At 46.4% G+C, this 16,915-nt stretch carries 14 protein-coding genes; 8 read left to right on the plus strand and 6 right to left on the minus strand.

Features of this window, described 5'->3' with window-relative positions; all coding sequences use genetic code 11:
* Positions 1–69: 69 nt before the first annotated feature.
* The 5 genes from mnmE to rpmH all read right to left on the minus strand — a co-directional run bounded on the left by mnmE (position 70) and on the right by rpmH (position 4,056).
* Positions 70–1,446 carry a tRNA uridine-5-carboxymethylaminomethyl(34) synthesis GTPase MnmE gene (mnmE, locus tag ACIFO6_RS22195; protein ID WP_430043965.1) on the minus strand — a complete coding sequence of 459 codons (1,377 nt, stop codon included), beginning with the start codon at positions 1,444–1,446 and terminating at the stop codon, positions 70–72.
* Between the two features lie 163 nt (positions 1,447–1,609).
* Complete coding sequence (jag, locus tag ACIFO6_RS22200; protein ID WP_430043967.1) at positions 1,610–2,368, minus strand: RNA-binding cell elongation regulator Jag/EloR; 759 nt, start codon at positions 2,366–2,368, stop codon at positions 1,610–1,612.
* On the minus strand, positions 2,365–3,237 hold the full coding sequence (locus tag ACIFO6_RS22205; RefSeq protein ID WP_430043969.1) for a YidC/Oxa1 family membrane protein insertase: 873 nt from the start codon (positions 3,235–3,237) through the stop codon (positions 2,365–2,367). Before ACIFO6_RS22205 ends, jag begins: the two co-directional genes overlap by 4 nt.
* Positions 3,238–3,308: 71 nt before the next feature.
* Positions 3,309–3,659 (minus strand): ribonuclease P protein component, encoded by a 351-nt coding sequence (gene rnpA, locus ACIFO6_RS22210; protein WP_430043971.1) that lies wholly within the window; start codon positions 3,657–3,659, stop codon positions 3,309–3,311.
* 262 nt (positions 3,660–3,921) lie between these two features.
* Positions 3,922–4,056 (minus strand): 50S ribosomal protein L34, encoded by a 135-nt coding sequence (rpmH, locus tag ACIFO6_RS22215; protein WP_430043973.1) that lies wholly within the window; start codon positions 4,054–4,056, stop codon positions 3,922–3,924.
* Between the two features lie 1,047 nt (positions 4,057–5,103).
* On the opposite strand from rpmH, the gene dnaA reads away from it, so the two are divergent.
* The 6 genes from dnaA to gyrB all read left to right on the plus strand — a co-directional run bounded on the left by dnaA (position 5,104) and on the right by gyrB (position 11,423).
* Positions 5,104–6,450 carry a chromosomal replication initiator protein DnaA gene (gene dnaA / locus ACIFO6_RS22220; protein WP_014279007.1) on the plus strand — a complete coding sequence of 449 codons (1,347 nt, stop codon included), beginning with the start codon at positions 5,104–5,106 and terminating at the stop codon, positions 6,448–6,450.
* Positions 6,451–6,636: 186 nt separating this feature from the next.
* The gene (gene dnaN / locus ACIFO6_RS22225) at positions 6,637–7,779 is read left to right on the plus strand and encodes a DNA polymerase III subunit beta (RefSeq protein WP_430043975.1); all 1,143 of its coding nucleotides are present in this window, start codon (positions 6,637–6,639) and stop codon (positions 7,777–7,779) included.
* A 46-nt stretch (positions 7,780–7,825) separates the two neighbouring features.
* Positions 7,826–8,044, plus strand: coding sequence for a S4 domain-containing protein YaaA (gene yaaA / locus ACIFO6_RS22230; protein WP_430043978.1), 219 nt, complete (start codon positions 7,826–7,828; stop codon positions 8,042–8,044).
* Between the two features lie 54 nt (positions 8,045–8,098).
* Positions 8,099–9,214, plus strand: a complete 1,116-nt coding sequence (gene recF, locus ACIFO6_RS22235; protein ID WP_430043981.1) for a DNA replication/repair protein RecF — start codon at positions 8,099–8,101, stop codon at positions 9,212–9,214.
* Positions 9,215–9,230: 16 nt separating this feature from the next.
* Entirely contained in the window at positions 9,231–9,482 is a 252-nt protein-coding gene (gene remB / locus ACIFO6_RS22240) for an extracellular matrix regulator RemB (RefSeq protein ID WP_013308099.1), read from the plus strand.
* A 30-nt stretch (positions 9,483–9,512) separates the two neighbouring features.
* Positions 9,513–11,423: a DNA topoisomerase (ATP-hydrolyzing) subunit B gene (gene gyrB / locus ACIFO6_RS22245; protein ID WP_430043984.1), complete on the plus strand. Its 1,911-nt coding sequence runs from the start codon at positions 9,513–9,515 to the stop codon at positions 11,421–11,423.
* A 106-nt stretch (positions 11,424–11,529) separates the two neighbouring features.
* Here gyrB and ACIFO6_RS22250 read toward each other — a convergent pair whose 3' ends face one another.
* On the minus strand, positions 11,530–12,357 hold the full coding sequence (locus tag ACIFO6_RS22250) for a YheC/YheD family protein (RefSeq protein ID WP_430043987.1): 828 nt from the start codon (positions 12,355–12,357) through the stop codon (positions 11,530–11,532).
* Positions 12,358–12,825: 468 nt separating this feature from the next.
* Between ACIFO6_RS22250 and gyrA the strand changes: the two genes are divergently transcribed.
* Together gyrA and ACIFO6_RS22260 are read left to right on the plus strand one after the other, a co-directional pair.
* Positions 12,826–15,402, plus strand: coding sequence for a DNA gyrase subunit A (gyrA, locus tag ACIFO6_RS22255; RefSeq protein WP_430043990.1), 2,577 nt, complete (start codon positions 12,826–12,828; stop codon positions 15,400–15,402).
* 215 nt (positions 15,403–15,617) lie between these two features.
* Positions 15,618–16,706: an HD-GYP domain-containing protein gene (locus ACIFO6_RS22260; RefSeq protein WP_430043992.1), complete on the plus strand. Its 1,089-nt coding sequence runs from the start codon at positions 15,618–15,620 to the stop codon at positions 16,704–16,706.
* Positions 16,707–16,915 lie beyond the last annotated feature (209 nt).

Consider the following 16,915-nt stretch of genomic DNA (forward strand, 5'->3'; position numbering starts at 1 on the left):
TCGCGTACCAAATATGCTCTTGTATATCTATAACAATAGTAGGGCTTAACCCAGCCATACTCGAATGTCCTATTTGCCCAGACAGAATTGTGAAAATATTTGATCGATTAACGCATCATGCGCCGTATCGCCCACAATCTCGCCCAAATGCTCCCACGCCAGCCGTACATCAATCTGAATCATGTCAATCGGAACGAATTGATCAGCGGCCTCATAGGCATCTACCAACGATTGGCGAGCTTTCTTTAACAAAGCAATATGCCGTACATTGCTGACATATGTCATGTCTGCTGATTCCAGCTTACCACTAAAGAACAACTGCGATATGGCCTGCTCCAGCCGATCTGCTCCCTCATTTTCCTTTACAGACATCGGTACGATAAGCTCCTCAGGAACATAACGCAGCAGCAAGTCCCGGTCTACTTGGGCCGGTAAGTCCATTTTATTCATAATGACAATCGCCTGTCTACCGCGGATTTGTTCCATTAATGCCATTTCATCCTCATGCAGCGGTTCGTTGGCGTTAATCACGATGAGCAGCAGATCCGCTTCACTGACCGCCGTTCGCGAACGCTCTACCCCGATCCGTTCCACTACATCCATCGTTTCCCGAATGCCAGCCGTATCCAGCAGCTTCAGAGGAATGCTGTTAATCGTCACATATTCCTCAATAACGTCACGGGTCGTGCCCGGAATATCGGTCACAATCGCCCGTTCGCCCTGTGCCAATGTATTCAGCAGCGAGGATTTCCCCACATTCGGTCTTCCGACAATCGCTGTGGTCAGGCCCTCACGTAAAATTTTCCCCTGCTCCGCTGTATGCAGCAGCCGATCAATTTCCGCCATGACCTGACTACTCTTATCCTTGATCAGTTCAGACGTAAAAGATTCCACATCATGCTCAGGATAATCAATGTTCACTTCAATATGAGCCAGTGTCTCTACCAGAACATGCCGCAAACGGCGGATATTCTGTGACAGTTGTCCATCTACCTGCTTCAAAGCTACAGAAAAGGCTTTATCTGACTTCGAGCGAATCAGGTCAATGACTCCCTCCGCCTGACTCAGATCAATACGACCATTCAGAAAAGCACGCTTCGTAAATTCGCCCGGCTCGGCCAAACGTATATTTTGCAGCAATAGTAAATCCATCACCCGTTTGACAGCCACAACCCCGCCATGGGTGCTGATTTCTACGACATCTTCTGTTGTAAAAGAGCGCGGCGCTCGCATGACCGTAACTAGAACCTCCTCCACCTTTCCCTGGCTTTGAGGATCTATAATATGTCCATAGTGTACCGTATGAGATGGAGCCTTGCTTAGAGGCGTTTTGCTTCGGAACAAAGCTTCCACCTCTGTAACAGCTTCCGGGCCGCTGACCCGTACAATCGCAATGCCGCCTTCGCCGACAGCCGTTGCAATGGCAGCTATGGTATCGCTCAGCATATGGTTTCTACCTCCTGTCAAGTAAAAACGGCATTGCCGTCCTTGATCCAGGACGGCAACCGTTTCAGCGAGAAATATAAGAACAAATAGAGCAAAACTTATAAAGTCTTAAGTTTAAAAAAAGCAATGGCTTCTGCACCTTGCAGAGAGCCATTGCGTCGGATTACTTTTTAGCAATAACGACGCGCCGATTCGGCTCGTCCCCCTTGCTGTATGTTCTAACCAGCGCATGCTGTTGAAGCTTGGCATGAATCAGCTTCCGCTCCTGTGACGGCATTGGCTCCAGCACTACTTCCTTGCCGTAACGAATAGCTTGGTTGGCCAGCCGATCGGCCAAATCCTCCAGCGTTTTTTGCCGACGTGCGCGAAATTGCTCGGCATCCAGCACAATCCGGATGAATTTGTCAGAATGACGGTTGGCAACGATATTCGTCAGGTACTGCAATGCATCCAGCGTCTGTCCCCGGCGGCCGATCAACATGCCGAGCGACGGACCGGATATATCCAGTATGCTTTCATCCTTGCGGTGACGAACATCCACTTCCACATCCAGTCCCATTGCCGCTGCTGTTTCATGAATAAAACGTACAGCTTCTTCATAGGGGGCTGCATGGCCTGTGGAGACCTCCTTGCTCGTGCATACTTCCTGGGTAACAGATTCAGCTTCTGGAACAACAGCCTGTCCCACGATAGGCACCTGAGCCGATACATGATGTTCAGCCGCGTGTGTGGTTTCGGGAGATGGATCAGACAGTAGCGTAAGCTCTACCTTCGCCTTCTTGACCCCGAGCCACCCCAGGAATCCTTTTGACGGCTGTTCCAACACGTTTACGGTTACCCGTTCACGGCTTACTCCCAGCTGGGAGAGTCCTTGTTTTACAGCATCTTCAACGGTTTTTCCTGAAGTCACGACTTTGGTCATCTCGACTTTTTAGCCCCCTTCGAGTTTCTGCCACCTTTTTTCTTGTTATTGCTATTGGAGGAACCTGTTTTCGTAAGACTGGCTGTTTTCACGTTTGCCAGCGCAACTTCTTTATCCTTATTCCGATAAAGGAAATAGTTTTGAATAATCGTGTAAATATTACTGTAGAACCAGTATAGCGGCAAAGCAGATGGGAAGTTATACGACATGAACAGAATCAGAACCGGATAGACGTACAGCAAAAATTGCATCGGTCCCTGCTGCGGAGTCGGATTCATTTTCATCATCATCCAGGTTTGGACAAATGTTGTGATTGCCGCCAGAATTGGCAGGATAAATAAGTGATCCGGTTTACCTAACTGGAGCCACAAGAAATCATGATCCCGCAATGCCGAATTATAGTAAATGGCATTATAAAGCGCGATGAAAATCGGCATCTGAACGACCAAAGGAAGACAGCCCGCCATCGGGTTAACCTTGTTTTCCTGGAACAGCCTCATCGTCTCTTGCTGGACTTTCTCAGGCGTATCCTTGTATTTCGCTTGAATTTCTTTTAATTGCGGCTGAATGGCCTGCATTGCTTTAGAACTGCGTACTTGCTTGAGTGTAAGCGGCAAAATAATGGTACGCACGATAATCACCAGTATCAGTACGGCCAGGCCATACTCTCCAGAGAACCATTGGGCAAACGTATCCAGCGCATACGAAAACCAGTAAACGACATATCTTTGCCACCAAGATCCATTGGCCAAGTCTGCCGTCGTGTAAGAATTGTGAGCCGCCTGGGCACATCCCGACAGCACAGCAACAAGTGCCAATAAGGCAATCAGGAGGAACCATTTCCCTCGTTGAGTCTTCAAACGCGACACTTCATAACCCCTTTCTTAACCAATCCATTCCAACGTAAATCATACCATATCCTGTAGGACAAAGATACTGACTATCGGCGTGAAGACTTGAGCAGCGAGGCTTTGCGCAGAACGTGCAGCACGCTTTTCTCCAGCTCCTGATACGACATTGTAACCGCTCCCTTGCGGACGATAAAAATCAGGTCCATTTGCTCCATCAATTCATGCTCATGATGACGCACAATTTCCTTAACGATCCTGCGCATCCGGTTACGGACAACTGCGTTGCCGATCTTCTTGCTGGCCGAAATTCCAACGCGGAACTGCTCTACCTCTCTGCGGCGGAACCAGTACACCACAAACTGATGGTTGGCAAAAGATTTGCCATGGCGGTATACGCGCCCAAAGTCCGCCCGGTTTCGTAGACGCAATTTTTTTTGCACGGCGCTTCTCCTTGCTCATCTCTTTTACACATGCCGACAAGCCAATCCTTACCCCTTATATAGTAAGAAGTATGGACAACATTCCGCCATGGTAATCTCGCTTATTTTACATCCATTTTCAAAAGCTTCATCTAATATAGAGCGGGTTGCGGTGTTCCTCCCTCTTTTTCTACTGCATTTCTACAGACACAGGGAAAGCGATCCGCCTCATAAATACCTCCATCATGAAAAAAAGACCACCGTAGTGGTCTTTATGCACGCATTACGCACTCAATACTTTTCTGCCTTTTTGACGACGAGTTGCCAAAATTTTACGGCCATTCTTTGTGCTCATTCTTTTACGGAAGCCGTGAACTTTTTTACGCTTGCTGACATTCGGTCTGAAAGTCGGTCTCATTGTACTGCACCTCCTTACAAGGAATACGTTTTATATGGAATATACCTAGCGTAGCAATCTCCACAAAAAACACCTTTGTACATTTAACCACAAATAGCGGCCAAAGTCAATGTACAGCTTAATCCCCTCCCCCCAAAATCACATAATCCTCTCCCTCTTTTTCAACGCCCAGAGATTTTGATCCTTCATCCAGTCCACTTATCCCACTCTATTTTGTCCTTTTTTATCGTGGATTTTCTTTGACCTTCCTACTTCCTTCACACTGTCTCTATTTTGAGATCGGCATATTTCCAAGCATCATAATAACCATATCATTAAAAATATTGTCGGAAACGTTACCGGAAATTTTCAACAGTAAAAACACCTCCTGTGACCAAAAGGTAACGGAGGTTATGCACAGATCCACAAAAAAAGCTGAATTGTGATTTAAATGGTCATAACCTGTGCATAACATTTTGAGACGATAAAGAGTTATTGTCGAAAACTGAACAAATTATAAACAATATCTTGTGTTGTGAATAAAAATTGTACACAACAGATTGAATTTGTGGATAAATAACCACGAGTCATTGAAATACAAGGCTTCTTTTGCTATGATGATATTACTTTTGAATGTGAATATGTTGTTTTACCCTCCATATTATCAACACCCTGTGGATAAAGTTGTGAACAAGTTCAATTTATCCATCTTTTTATTTTTGTGCGGATTCGGGATTCTGGGGATATATTCTACATTTTTCATTTGATTTCGACATATTGCAGTCCCGTTTTGGCCTGCGGGATCAAGAGAACGGATCGTGCCGCACATACCCTCCTGAGAAATATCACCTTTCTTCTGCCGATCAGCAGCGGATTTTTCCATTAGCTTTTTTCAGGACCACTTTGTGCTGCGTTCTCTCATCACACTGCCGCATGATTTAGGCGGCGGTATGTCTTTTTATGGCCTTCAACAACATTTTTGGGATTTTAGGCGTTTTGCCGAAGCGCCGGGAGCAGCTCTTTGCAGCTTAAACGGCAAAATGTCAGGATTTAAAAGGAGTGACGTCTGTGGACAGCCATACCTCTGAACTATGGCAGCAAATTCTATCCATCATACAAACCAAGCTGAGTAAGCCGAGTTACGACACTTGGTTTAAGGCTACCAAGGCAGCGAAACTGAATGACCACTCCATTGTGATTTCCGCACCAACAACTTTTGCCGTGGAATGGCTTGAAAGCCGCTATACCAAGCTAGTCGGGGCAACAGTTTATGAGATTTTGGGCAAGCAGCTGGAGGTCAAGTTCGTCATTGAGGAGAACAAGCCCGCCGAGTTCGATCTCCAGCAACAACCTCAGCAGCAGCCGGTCGTACATGAAGAAGCCGTGTCGCATATGCTGAATCCCAAATATACATTCGATACGTTTGTCATCGGATCGGGGAACCGTTTTGCCCATGCAGCATCGCTGGCCGTCGCCGAAGCGCCGGCCAAAGCTTATAACCCGCTGTTTCTGTACGGCGGCGTAGGTCTGGGAAAAACGCATCTGATGCACGCCATTGGGCATTATATTTTGGAACACAACCCGGCCAGCAAAGTTGTGTATTTGTCATCTGAGAAGTTTACGAACGAATTTATTAATGCCATCCGGGACAACCGAGGGGAAAGCTTCCGGAACAAATATCGTAATATTGATATTTTGCTCATTGATGATATTCAGTTTATTGCAGGCAAGGAGTCGACGCAGGAGGAATTTTTTCACACGTTCAATGCGCTTCATGAGGAACGCAAACAAATTATTATCTCAAGCGATCGTCCGCCTAAGGAGATCCCAACGCTGGAGGAACGGCTGCGTTCCCGCTTTGAGTGGGGATTGATTACGGATATTCAGCCACCGGATCTGGAAACGCGAATTGCAATTCTCCGGAAAAAGGCGAGAGCGGAAAACCTGGATATTCCCAATGAAGCTATGATGTATATCGCCAACCAGATTGATACGAACATCCGTGAGCTGGAAGGGGCACTGATTCGCGTTGTTGCCTATTCCTCGCTGACCAATCAGGATGTGACAAGTCATCTCGCGGCCGAGGCGTTAAAGGATATTATTCCTTCCAGTCGTCCCAAAATGATTACCATTCAGGATATACAGCATCAAGTCGGGGAATTTTACAATTTGCGCTTGGAGGATTTCAAAGCACGCAAGCGGACGAAGGCTGTGGCTTTTCCACGGCAGATCGCCATGTACCTGTCGCGCGAGCTAACCGACTATTCGTTACCGAAAATCGGAGAAGCCTTCGGTGGACGCGACCATACAACCGTCATTCATGCGCACGAAAAAATCTCCAAATCCATTCAAGTGGATCAGGAGCTGTTCAAAGTTATCAACAGCCTAATCGAAAAAATCAAAAATCCAACCTGAACAAGTTCAGAGCCTATACACAACTTATACACATGTGGATAGGCTTGATTTTATTAGGCTTACACCGACTTATCCACATATTCAGTGCGCCTATTACTATTACTAATAGATTTTAAAGATATACATCACCTAAATAAGGCCCGCGTCAACGCGTGCTTGAAGGATTAAAACCCGTAGGAGGAACTTATGAAGATCAGCATTTTGAAAAACGTATTGAACGAGGCTATACAACATGTATCCAAGGCCATATCCAGTCGGACCACGATTCCGATTTTGAGTGGTATTAAGCTGGATGTGAACCATCAGGGAGTGACGCTAACTGCCAGCGATACCGACATCTCCATTCAATCCTTTATTCCGATGGAGGACGGTGACCAAACTGTCGTTCAGGTCGAACAACCGGGAAGTGTTGTACTGCCAGCCAAGTTCTTTGTCGAAATTATCAAGAAGCTGCCGTCTCAGGAGATCCGTATGGAGGTAAAAGATCATTTCCAAACCTTCATCTCATCCGGTGCAACCGAAATTCAGATGGTGGGTCTGGACCCTGAGGAATTCCCGGTGCTTCCAAGCATTGAAGAAAATCAGGTTATCTCTGTACCAGGAGATTTACTCAAAAACATGATTAAACAGACCGTTTTCTCCATTTCCACCCACGAAACGACACCTATTTTGACAGGGGTATTATGGAATTTGGCTGAGGGCGAATTGAAATTTGTAGCAACGGATCGCCACCGCCTCGCCACCCGCAGCGCTCGTTTGGAAACGTCCGAAGGCTTGCGTTTCAGCAATGTTGTCATTGCAGGTAAAACGTTGAACGAGTTGAGCAAAATTATTCCGGATCAAAATATGCTTGTGGATATCGTCGTAGCAGACAACCAGGTATTATTCAAAATTGACCGGGTTCTGTTTTATTCCCGTATTTTGGACGGAACGTATCCGGATACTTCTAGAATTATTCCAACCTCCTACAAAACAGAACTGATTGTGGATACAAAAAGCTTGAGCGAATCCATCGACCGTGCTTATTTGCTGTCCCGTGAGGAAAAAACGAATATTGTAAAAATGCAGTCGTTGGAAAACGGCGGCTTGGAGATTTCCTCCAGCTCCTCTGAGCTGGGTAAAGTACGTGAGGAAGTCACAGTCTCCAAATTTGAGGGAGAGCCGCTCAAAATCTCGTTCAATTCAAAATATATGCTTGATGTGCTGAAGGTGATTGACAGCGAGCAGCTGACGATTGCTTTTACCGGCATTATGAGCCCAATCATTTTAAAACCGGCGGACTCCAGCAATGCGCTGTACATCATCCTGCCATATCGAACCACCAACTAATGTCTAGCGTCACCCACCCGAGAACAAACGAAAGGATGAACAAGCCTTGAAACAAATATCTATACAGACCGAATACATCAAGCTCGATCAATTCTTAAAATTAGCCGATTGTGTTTCTACAGGAGGAATGGCCAAAGCTCTGTTGCAGGAGGGGCAAGTTCGTGTCAATGGTGAGCTGGAAGAACGACGCGGAAGAAAACTGTACCCGGGCGATACCGTAGAAGTAGAGGACAACGGAAGTTTCGAGATCACGGCAGGAGCATGATCGCCTGGTCGGCAAGGACTCCTTTTAGGTGCGGAGTAACAAGGGGGACCCTATGTGTTTGTGAACAATATTGTTTTGCAGCAATACCGGAACTATGAACAGCTGGAGTTGAGTGAATTTGGGCCCGTTAATTTGCTGATCGGACAAAATGCGCAGGGAAAAACAAACCTGGTAGAGGCGATTTTTGTCCTGGCTTTAACCAAAAGTCACCGGACGTCGCGCGACAAGGAGCTGATCTCTTTCGGGGCTACCTCGACTCATCTTGCTGCGGATGTGGATAAGAAATACGGAAAAATCAGGCTGGATCTGTCGTTATCCACACAAGGTAAGAAAGCGAAGATCAACGGACTGGAGCAGCGAAAGCTAAGTGACTTTATCGGTTCGCTGAATGTCGTTATGTTTGCACCTGAGGATTTGGAAATCGTTAAGGGAACACCGGGGGTACGCCGCCGGTTTCTTGACATGGAAATTGGACAGGTTGCTCCAGGATATCTGTACCATTTGCAGCAATACCAGAAAGTGCTGGTCCAGCGTAACAATCTGCTCAAACAAGCTTGGGGCAAAGATATGGCTTCCGTACAGCTCATGCTGGAGGTATGGAATGAGCAACTTGCTGAGCACGGTGTTAAAATTGTTAAAAAGCGGAAACAATTTATAACAAAGCTGCAAAAGTGGGCTCAGGCCATTCATGAAGGGATCGCTGGAGGAGATGAAGAGTTAAAATTAACCTATGTTCCCTCCTTCAGCGAGCCGGAGGAAGAAGATGAAGCTGTCTTATTGGAGCGATTTATGATAAAGTTATCCCAAATGAGGGAACAGGAAATCCGCCGTGGTATGACTTTGGCAGGACCCCATCGTGATGATTTGGCCTTTGCCATTAACGGCAGGGAAGTGCATACGTATGGCTCTCAGGGGCAGCAGCGGACGACTGCCCTGTCCTTGAAGCTGGCTGAAATCGAATTAATCCATGAGGAAATTGGTGAATATCCTGTCCTGCTGCTGGATGATGTTCTATCCGAACTGGACCCCTACCGTCAGACCCAACTGATCGAGACCTTTCAGAGCAAGGTACAGACCTTTATTACGGCAACTGGTATTGAGACCTTGAATGCAGAACGGCTTAAGGATGCCAGTATTTATCACGTCCACGACGGGCATGTGGAACACTAAGGAGTGAGTGACGGCTATGTATATTCATCTGGGTGGAGAAAAAATCATCCGCTCGTCAGAGCTTGTGGCTATTTTCGATATCTCTATTGAAAAATCCTCTAAAATCTCCAAGCAGTACGTGAACCACGCCCAACAGCAAAAGCATATCGAGATGATTGGTGAAGAGGAAGCCAAGTCCATCGTGGTGACTCAAAATACGGTGTATTATTCCCCCATCTCCTCAACAACTCTCAAAAAGCGGGCAAACCAGTTTGTTGCCAATGCTTAACCATAGAATCTATAGAAGTAGGTGAAAGGCATGTCTATGAATCAACCGTCTTATGATGCGGGTGAGATTCAGGTCCTGGAAGGCCTGGAGGCGGTTCGGAAACGTCCCGGGATGTATATCGGTTCCACCAGTGCCAAAGGGCTCCATCATCTGGTCTGGGAAGTTGTGGACAACAGCATTGACGAAGCGCTGGCAGGCTATTGTGACAGCATTCAAGTTGTCGTTCACGAAGATAACAGCGTCACCGTTACAGATAACGGACGCGGTATTCCAGTAAGCGAACACGCCAAAATGAAAAAATCTGCGCTGGAAGTCGTTATGACGGTGCTTCACGCAGGTGGTAAATTCGGAGGCGGAGGGTACAAGGTATCCGGCGGTCTGCACGGTGTTGGTGTATCCGTAGTGAACGCCCTCTCCAGCAAAATGGTCGTTCACGTCAAACGGGATGGGCATATGTACGAGCAGGAATACCATCGCGGTGTTCCGCAGTATGATGTCAGAGTCATTGGCGATACCGACGAAACCGGTACCCAAACGACGTTCTACCCGGACGATCAAATTTTCACAGAAACGACCGTATATGACTATGAGACGCTCCAAACGCGGATTCGTGAGTTGGCTTTCCTGAACAAAGGAATTGCGATCAGCCTGACCGATGAACGGACTGGCGCCAGTGATACGTTCCACTACGAGGGCGGAATCAGTGAATACGTGCAATTTTTGAATCAGAAAAGAGAAGCGCTTCATGAGCAACCGATCTATGTCGAAGGCTCACGCGATATGATTCAAGTCGAAGTTGCGCTGCAATATAACGACAGCTATACCGAAAATATTTATTCTTTCGCCAACAACATCAACACCCATGAAGGTGGCACGCATGAATCTGGCTTCAAGAGCGCATTGACCCGGATCATTAACGATTATGCACGCAAAAATGGCTTTATCAAGGACAACACCGCCAACTTGACGGGTGACGATGTGCGTGAAGGACTGACAGCGATTATCTCCGTCAAGATCCCGGAACCACAGTTTGAAGGTCAAACCAAAACGAAGCTGGGTAACAGTGAGGTACGTGGAATTGTCGAATCCCTGTTCGCAGAGAAACTTCAGGAATTTCTGGAGGAAAATCCGTCTGTCTCCCGTCGCGTTGTTGATAAATCATTACAAGCAGCCCGTGCTCGTGAGGCTGCACGTAAAGCGCGTGAGCTGACTCGTCGTAAAAGTGCGCTGGAAATCAGCTCTCTCCCAGGTAAGCTGGCAGACTGTTCTTCCAAGGATGCGTCGATCAGCGAACTGTACATCGTTGAAGGAGATTCAGCGGGCGGATCGGCCAAGCAAGGCCGTGATCGTCACTTTCAGGCTATTTTGCCGATTCGTGGTAAAATCCTGAACGTCGAGAAGGCACGTTTGGATCGTATTTTGTCCAGTGATGAAATTCGGTCAATGGTAACGGCTATGGGAACGGGGATTGGCGACGATTTCGATATTGCTAAAGCTCGTTATCACAAGGTCATTATCATGACCGATGCGGACGTCGACGGAGCCCATATTCGGACGCTGTTGCTGACATTTTTCTATCGGTACTTGCGTAAAATTATTGACGCCGGCTATGTCTATATTGCTCAGCCGCCGCTGTTTAAGGTAGAGCGCAATAAGGTCGTACGTTATGCGAACTCTGAAGCCGAACGTGATGCTATCATCAGTGAATTCGGAGAAAATGCGAAGTACAACGTACAGCGTTATAAAGGTTTGGGCGAAATGAACGCAACCCAGTTGTGGGAAACGACAATGGACCCAGAGAGCCGTACAATGCTTCAAGTGACCATCAGTGATGCAATGGTGGCTGATACGATGTTCGATACCCTAATGGGCGATAATGTTGAGCCGCGTCGCGATTTTATTCAGGAGCACGCCAAGTACGTGAAAAATCTTGATGTTTAATACATGATGGATTTTAGATAGAATTTACCAAGGGGCGCTCAGATGGAGCGTCCCTTTTCTTGTCATTAACCCGTCGGAGAGAATTTGAATATTTAATTTCAAAGCTTTACGCCTTTTTCTTAGTACGTGCAGGCTTACCGGTGGATGCAGTATAACGGCCGTAGCCTACAGCATACCTAAATATTTTATGATATAGGCTTTTGTTGGGCAGGGAAGAGAACACTTTAATGGCTGGTCGCGTATTCACCTCCAAAATCCACGGATAGGCTTGCTGATCGAGTCCTATATCCAAACCAATTTCCTTCAAGCGGGGATACCTCTTTTGCAACTGCCAAGCTACCCGCTCGCCCATTTTCGATAGCTTTTGCTCCAGCTGTACCGCTCCCTTTACATCCAGATATGGAGCTACCAGTTCATTGAAAAAGCGTGTTGTGCCCCCACTGTGGTGATTGGTGACGACTTTGTCGGGAGCAGCAACACGCCCTATGATGAGCGTCGTTTCCCACTGCTTTCTTAAGTTCATCTGCGTTAATACTCGTAGATCAAAGGGACGCGCGTCATGATGAAGAAGAGGAATACCTCGTTGAATTAGATAAGGACGCTTCCGTATGCGATGAGAGACTGTTTTATGCAGTTCTTCCAGATTTTCAAAGTTATGGGTCTCTACCTCATAACGGAGGATGTACCACGTTCTTTCTCCGATAATTCCCTCTTCATTCGGCGGAAGTGGTTCAGTGAGTCTCTCTGCCCGCATAACCCCTTTCCCATAAGTACCGTTATCCGGCTTAATATAGACGGTTCCGTACAATGCCAGCATTTCATTCAAGTGCTCCATTGCATACAAACGTGTTTCCGGTACATAAGCGGACAACATTGGATTGGGGAGAATGATATTTGTTTTGGTCCACTTACTGGATACTCGTTGAATAGACAAGTATTCTCATCCCTTTCTTTTGAAAATGTAAGCCATGTTCATGGAAATTACAACGCTTGAACAAAACAAGGGAAACTAAAGGACAAGTGCGTAAAACAATGGTATAATAGAGAAATACGGCGTTTTTTCGGAATTGTGCTCAGTGAACCCTGACCGTATACGTATTGTATGTGGAAAAGGCCTTCAGGGTGGGGGCTAATCCCCAGTTCGGGGGAATTTGTCATAATCATGACCTGTGAGTTGTACGATGGGTAGCCCATCTGCTGCTCATAGCAGGGCAATCACTGAGGGTTTTACGCTGTAAAGCGGACAGATGCGTTTAATTGTGCTCTTTTTGTGAAAGTAATATAATTATACAAATGAGGATTTCAGCCAAAATCCTGCGCACAGAGCGGAGTATATAGGCAGTGTCTTGTTAGGCTTTTCACATAGAGAGCAATGTATTGAAGGACGAGAAGGAGGACCAGCATGGCGGATCAAAAAAACTCGCAAATCATCAATAGGGATATCGGAGTGGAAATGCGCGAATCCTTTATGGATTATGCCATGAGTATTATTGTTAGCCGTGCCTTGCCTGATGTGCGGGACGGATTGAAGCCGGTACACCGCCGTATTTTGTTTGCGATGTCCGAGTTAGGTATGACGCCAGACAAGCCATACAAAAAATCGGCAAGAATCGTCGGTGAAGTTATCGGTAAATATCACCCTCATGGTGATACGGCCGTATACGATACGATGGTTCGGATGGCGCAGGATTTTTCCTTGCGTTATATGCTGGTGGACGGACACGGTAACTTTGGCTCCGTTGATGGAGATATGGCGGCTGCGATGCGTTACACGGAAGCACGATTGTCGAAGATCGCGATGGAAATGCTGCGTGATCTGAACAAAGAGACCGTTGATTTTATGCCGAACTACGATGGTGAGGAGAACGAGCCGGTCGTGTTGCCTGCACGTTATCCTAACTTGCTGGTGAACGGTGTCGGCGGGATTGCGGTCGGAATGGCTACTAATATTCCTCCGCATAACTTGGGAGAGGTTATTGACGGTGTACAAGCACTGATTGAGAACCCTGACATTACACCGATGGAACTGATGGATTATATTCAAGGGCCGGATTTCCCGACAGCAGGTTATATCTTGGGACGCTCGGGCATTCGTCAGGCATATCAGACCGGCCGCGGATCTGTAACTATGCGTGCGAAGACCACCATAGAAGAGATTGGCAATAAAGCACGGATTATCGTGCATGAGCTGCCTTACCAAGTCAATAAGGCTCGTCTGGTCGAAAAAATTGCTGAATTAGTACGTGACAAACGTATTGAGGGCATCACCGACCTGCGGGATGAATCGGACCGTACGGGTATGCGTGTCGTTATGGAGTTGCGCAGGGATGTGAACCCGAACGTTGTTCTGAACAATTTGTTCAAGCATACGGCAATGCAGTCCACTTTCGGTATCAATATGCTCGCAATTGTAAATAACGAGCCGAAGATTCTGAACCTGAAAGATGTCTTGTATCATTACCTCAAGCATCAGGTTGAAGTCATTCGTCGTCGTACAGAATTCGATCTGAAAAAAGCCGAGGCCAGAGCACACATTCTGGAAGGCTTGCGCACTGCCCTTGACCATCTGGACGAGGTCATTGCATTAATTCGCTCCTCACAGACCGCAGAAGCAGCGCGTGAAGGATTAATTGAACGCTTCTCGCTGTCTCTCGAGCAGTCCCAGGCCATTCTGGATATGCGTCTGCAACGTCTGACTGGCCTGGAACGTGAGAAGATCGAGAACGAATACAATGAGTTGCTGCAAAAGATTACAGAATACCACGAAATTCTGGCTAATGAGCATCTGGTGCTTAACATTATCAGCGAAGAGCTTAATGAGCTAAGAGGGCGTTTCGCAGATGAACGCCGTACTGAAATTACAGTGGGTGAAGAGAGTATTCTGGACGAGGATCTTATTCCGCGTGAGGATGTTATCATTACTGTAACCCATACCGGATATATTAAGCGTCTTCCCGTGACTACTTATCGTAGTCAAAAACGCGGCGGTCGTGGTGTAGTGGGGATGGATACCAAGGATGAGGATTTCGTAGAGCATCTGTTCATTACGAATTCACATCATCATTTGTTATTCTTCACCGACAAGGGTAAAGTATATCGGATTAAGGCCTATGAGATTCCTGATCTGAGCCGGACAGCCCGGGGGACACCGATCATTAACCTGATTCAGATTGAGCAGGGCGAGTCGATCAATGCGGTTATTCCAATTGAGGAATTTGTAGAGGACAGCTATCTGTTCTTTGCTACTCAGCAAGGGATTATCAAGAAGACACCGCTCGATAACTACGCTAATATCCGTAAGGGCGGCTTGATTGCCATCAACCTGCGTGAGGATGATGCCCTGATCGAAGTGAAGCTGACCGATGGACAGCAGGAAATGATCATTGGTACGGCGCAGGGCATGTCTATCCGCTTCCCTGAGAGTGATGTACGTTCCATGGGTCGTAGTGCCACTGGGGTTAAAGGTATTACTCTCGATAAGAGTGACGCTGTAATAGGCATGGATATTGTTGATACCAGCCTGGATATCCTGATCGTAACAGCCAAAGGATATGGCAAACGTACTCCTGTAGTGGATTACCGTATTCAAGGCCGTGGAGGTAAGGGGATCAAGACGATTAATGTCACGGATAAAAATGGTCCAGTTGTTGGCCTCAAGGTTGTAAAAACCGAAGAGGATCTGATGATCATTACAGCCAGTGGAACCTTGATTCGGACCAGCATGGAGGAAATTTCGACGATGGGTCGGAATACACAAGGGGTAAGGCTGATCAACATCCGCGAAGATGATTCGGTTGCTACCGTTTGTCGTGCGAACAAGAATGAGGAGCAGGATGAATTGCTCGATGAACTGCTCGAGGAGCAGGATACTAACCTAGAAGTTGGTGAGGGTGCATCTCCATCACCAGATGATTCAGCCCTTAGTACGGATGTAGAAGGTACACAAGGTAACGATTCGGAGCCTTCTGAGGACGAGTAACAACCCACCGATATAAACAGTGGTATTGGTTTTTAAATGACGGGGAAGACTCCTTGGCCATTGGTCAGGGAGTCTTTTTCTATTGCCGACAGATGAATACAGCAAGTATGCTAAAAATCATATAAAATGAATGTACAGGAGCAGGTTCAAGTAATATAATGACATAATAAAAACTGACAGCTAGAGCTGCTGTTATGAGAACAGAGAGGTTGACCATGACAACAGTACCCGTATCCGAATTAAAAGCAGGACTTAGATTGCAAAGCGACGTATTTACTGAAATGGGCAGCTTGCTGCTCCCAAAGGGTCGTATTCTGCTACCACGTGATTTGGAAATTTTACAAGCGTTCCTGATCCAGCAAGTAGAAGTAGGGCCTGATGGTTCGGCAAAAGCTGGTGAAGATCATGCTACTGCTCGAATGGGGGCTCCTGAAGCGCAATCCCCTTCGTTAGAGGAGCGGGATGAGTCCGTTTTATTTCAGGAAGAGTACGACAAAATGGTGATGCTTGTGAAAAATGCATTCCAATCAGTACTCGTATCTAATCTATCTATATATGAGTTGCGGGGGCAGTTGGAAGCCTTACTGTTATACATCCAGCGCTATAATGTAATGACGTTTACTCCGCGTGCCATGATTGAAGTTGATTATATTTTTCATAATGCGGTCCTAACCTCTCTGACTTCGTATTCTATTGCTCAATGGATTGGCCTGCCTCAAAAGGACTGGATGCAGGTTGCTTTTGCTGGATTACTCCATGATATTGGTAATGCTAAAATGGACCCGGCTATTCTGTACAAGCCCTCTAAATTAACGTGGGAGGAGCAGGAAGAAATTCGACAGCACACCTCATTAGGCTACCAATTACTCAAAAACGTGAAGGCCATTAATGAAGGAGTACGTCTGGCAGCTCTTCAGCATCATGAGAAAGTGGATGGTACCGGATACCCATTGCGACTCAAAAGGGAGCAAATTCATATTTACGCTAAAATCGTTGGAGTGGCTGATGTATTCCATGCCATGACACTGGAGAAGACCTACCGACCAGCGCAATCCCCGTATCTGGTACTGGAGCAAATCAAATCAGAATCATTTGGTAAGCTGGACCCAAGTGTTGTACAGGTTTTCATCCAAAAGCTCACTCAATTCAATAACGGAACCAAGGTGCGTCTCAATGATAGCCGTACAGGGGAAATCATTTTTGCCGATCGAGACCATCCGACTCGTCCGTTGGTGCAGGTAAACGGGGAAATCATAAACTTAATGCTTCAAAGAGAGCTTTATATTGAGTGCATTGTTACTTAAGTAAGTTTTTTTGAAAAAACAGTTGCACAATATAATAAAAGTATGTTATATTATTTCTTGTCGCTTCAAGTGTTATCAAATAGAGCGAAAAACACTTTTGAAAAAAAGTGTTGACACAACTGAGAGATACATGATATAATATAAAAGTTGCTGAGGGGATGGAAGAAACCCTAAAGCAGACATGAAATGTTTGATCTTTGAAAACTGAA

Origin of the sequence: Paenibacillus sp. NRS-1781 (assembly GCF_050467745.1) — a bacterium.
GTDB classification, from domain to species: domain Bacteria; phylum Bacillota; class Bacilli; order Paenibacillales; family Paenibacillaceae; genus Paenibacillus; species Paenibacillus terrae_A.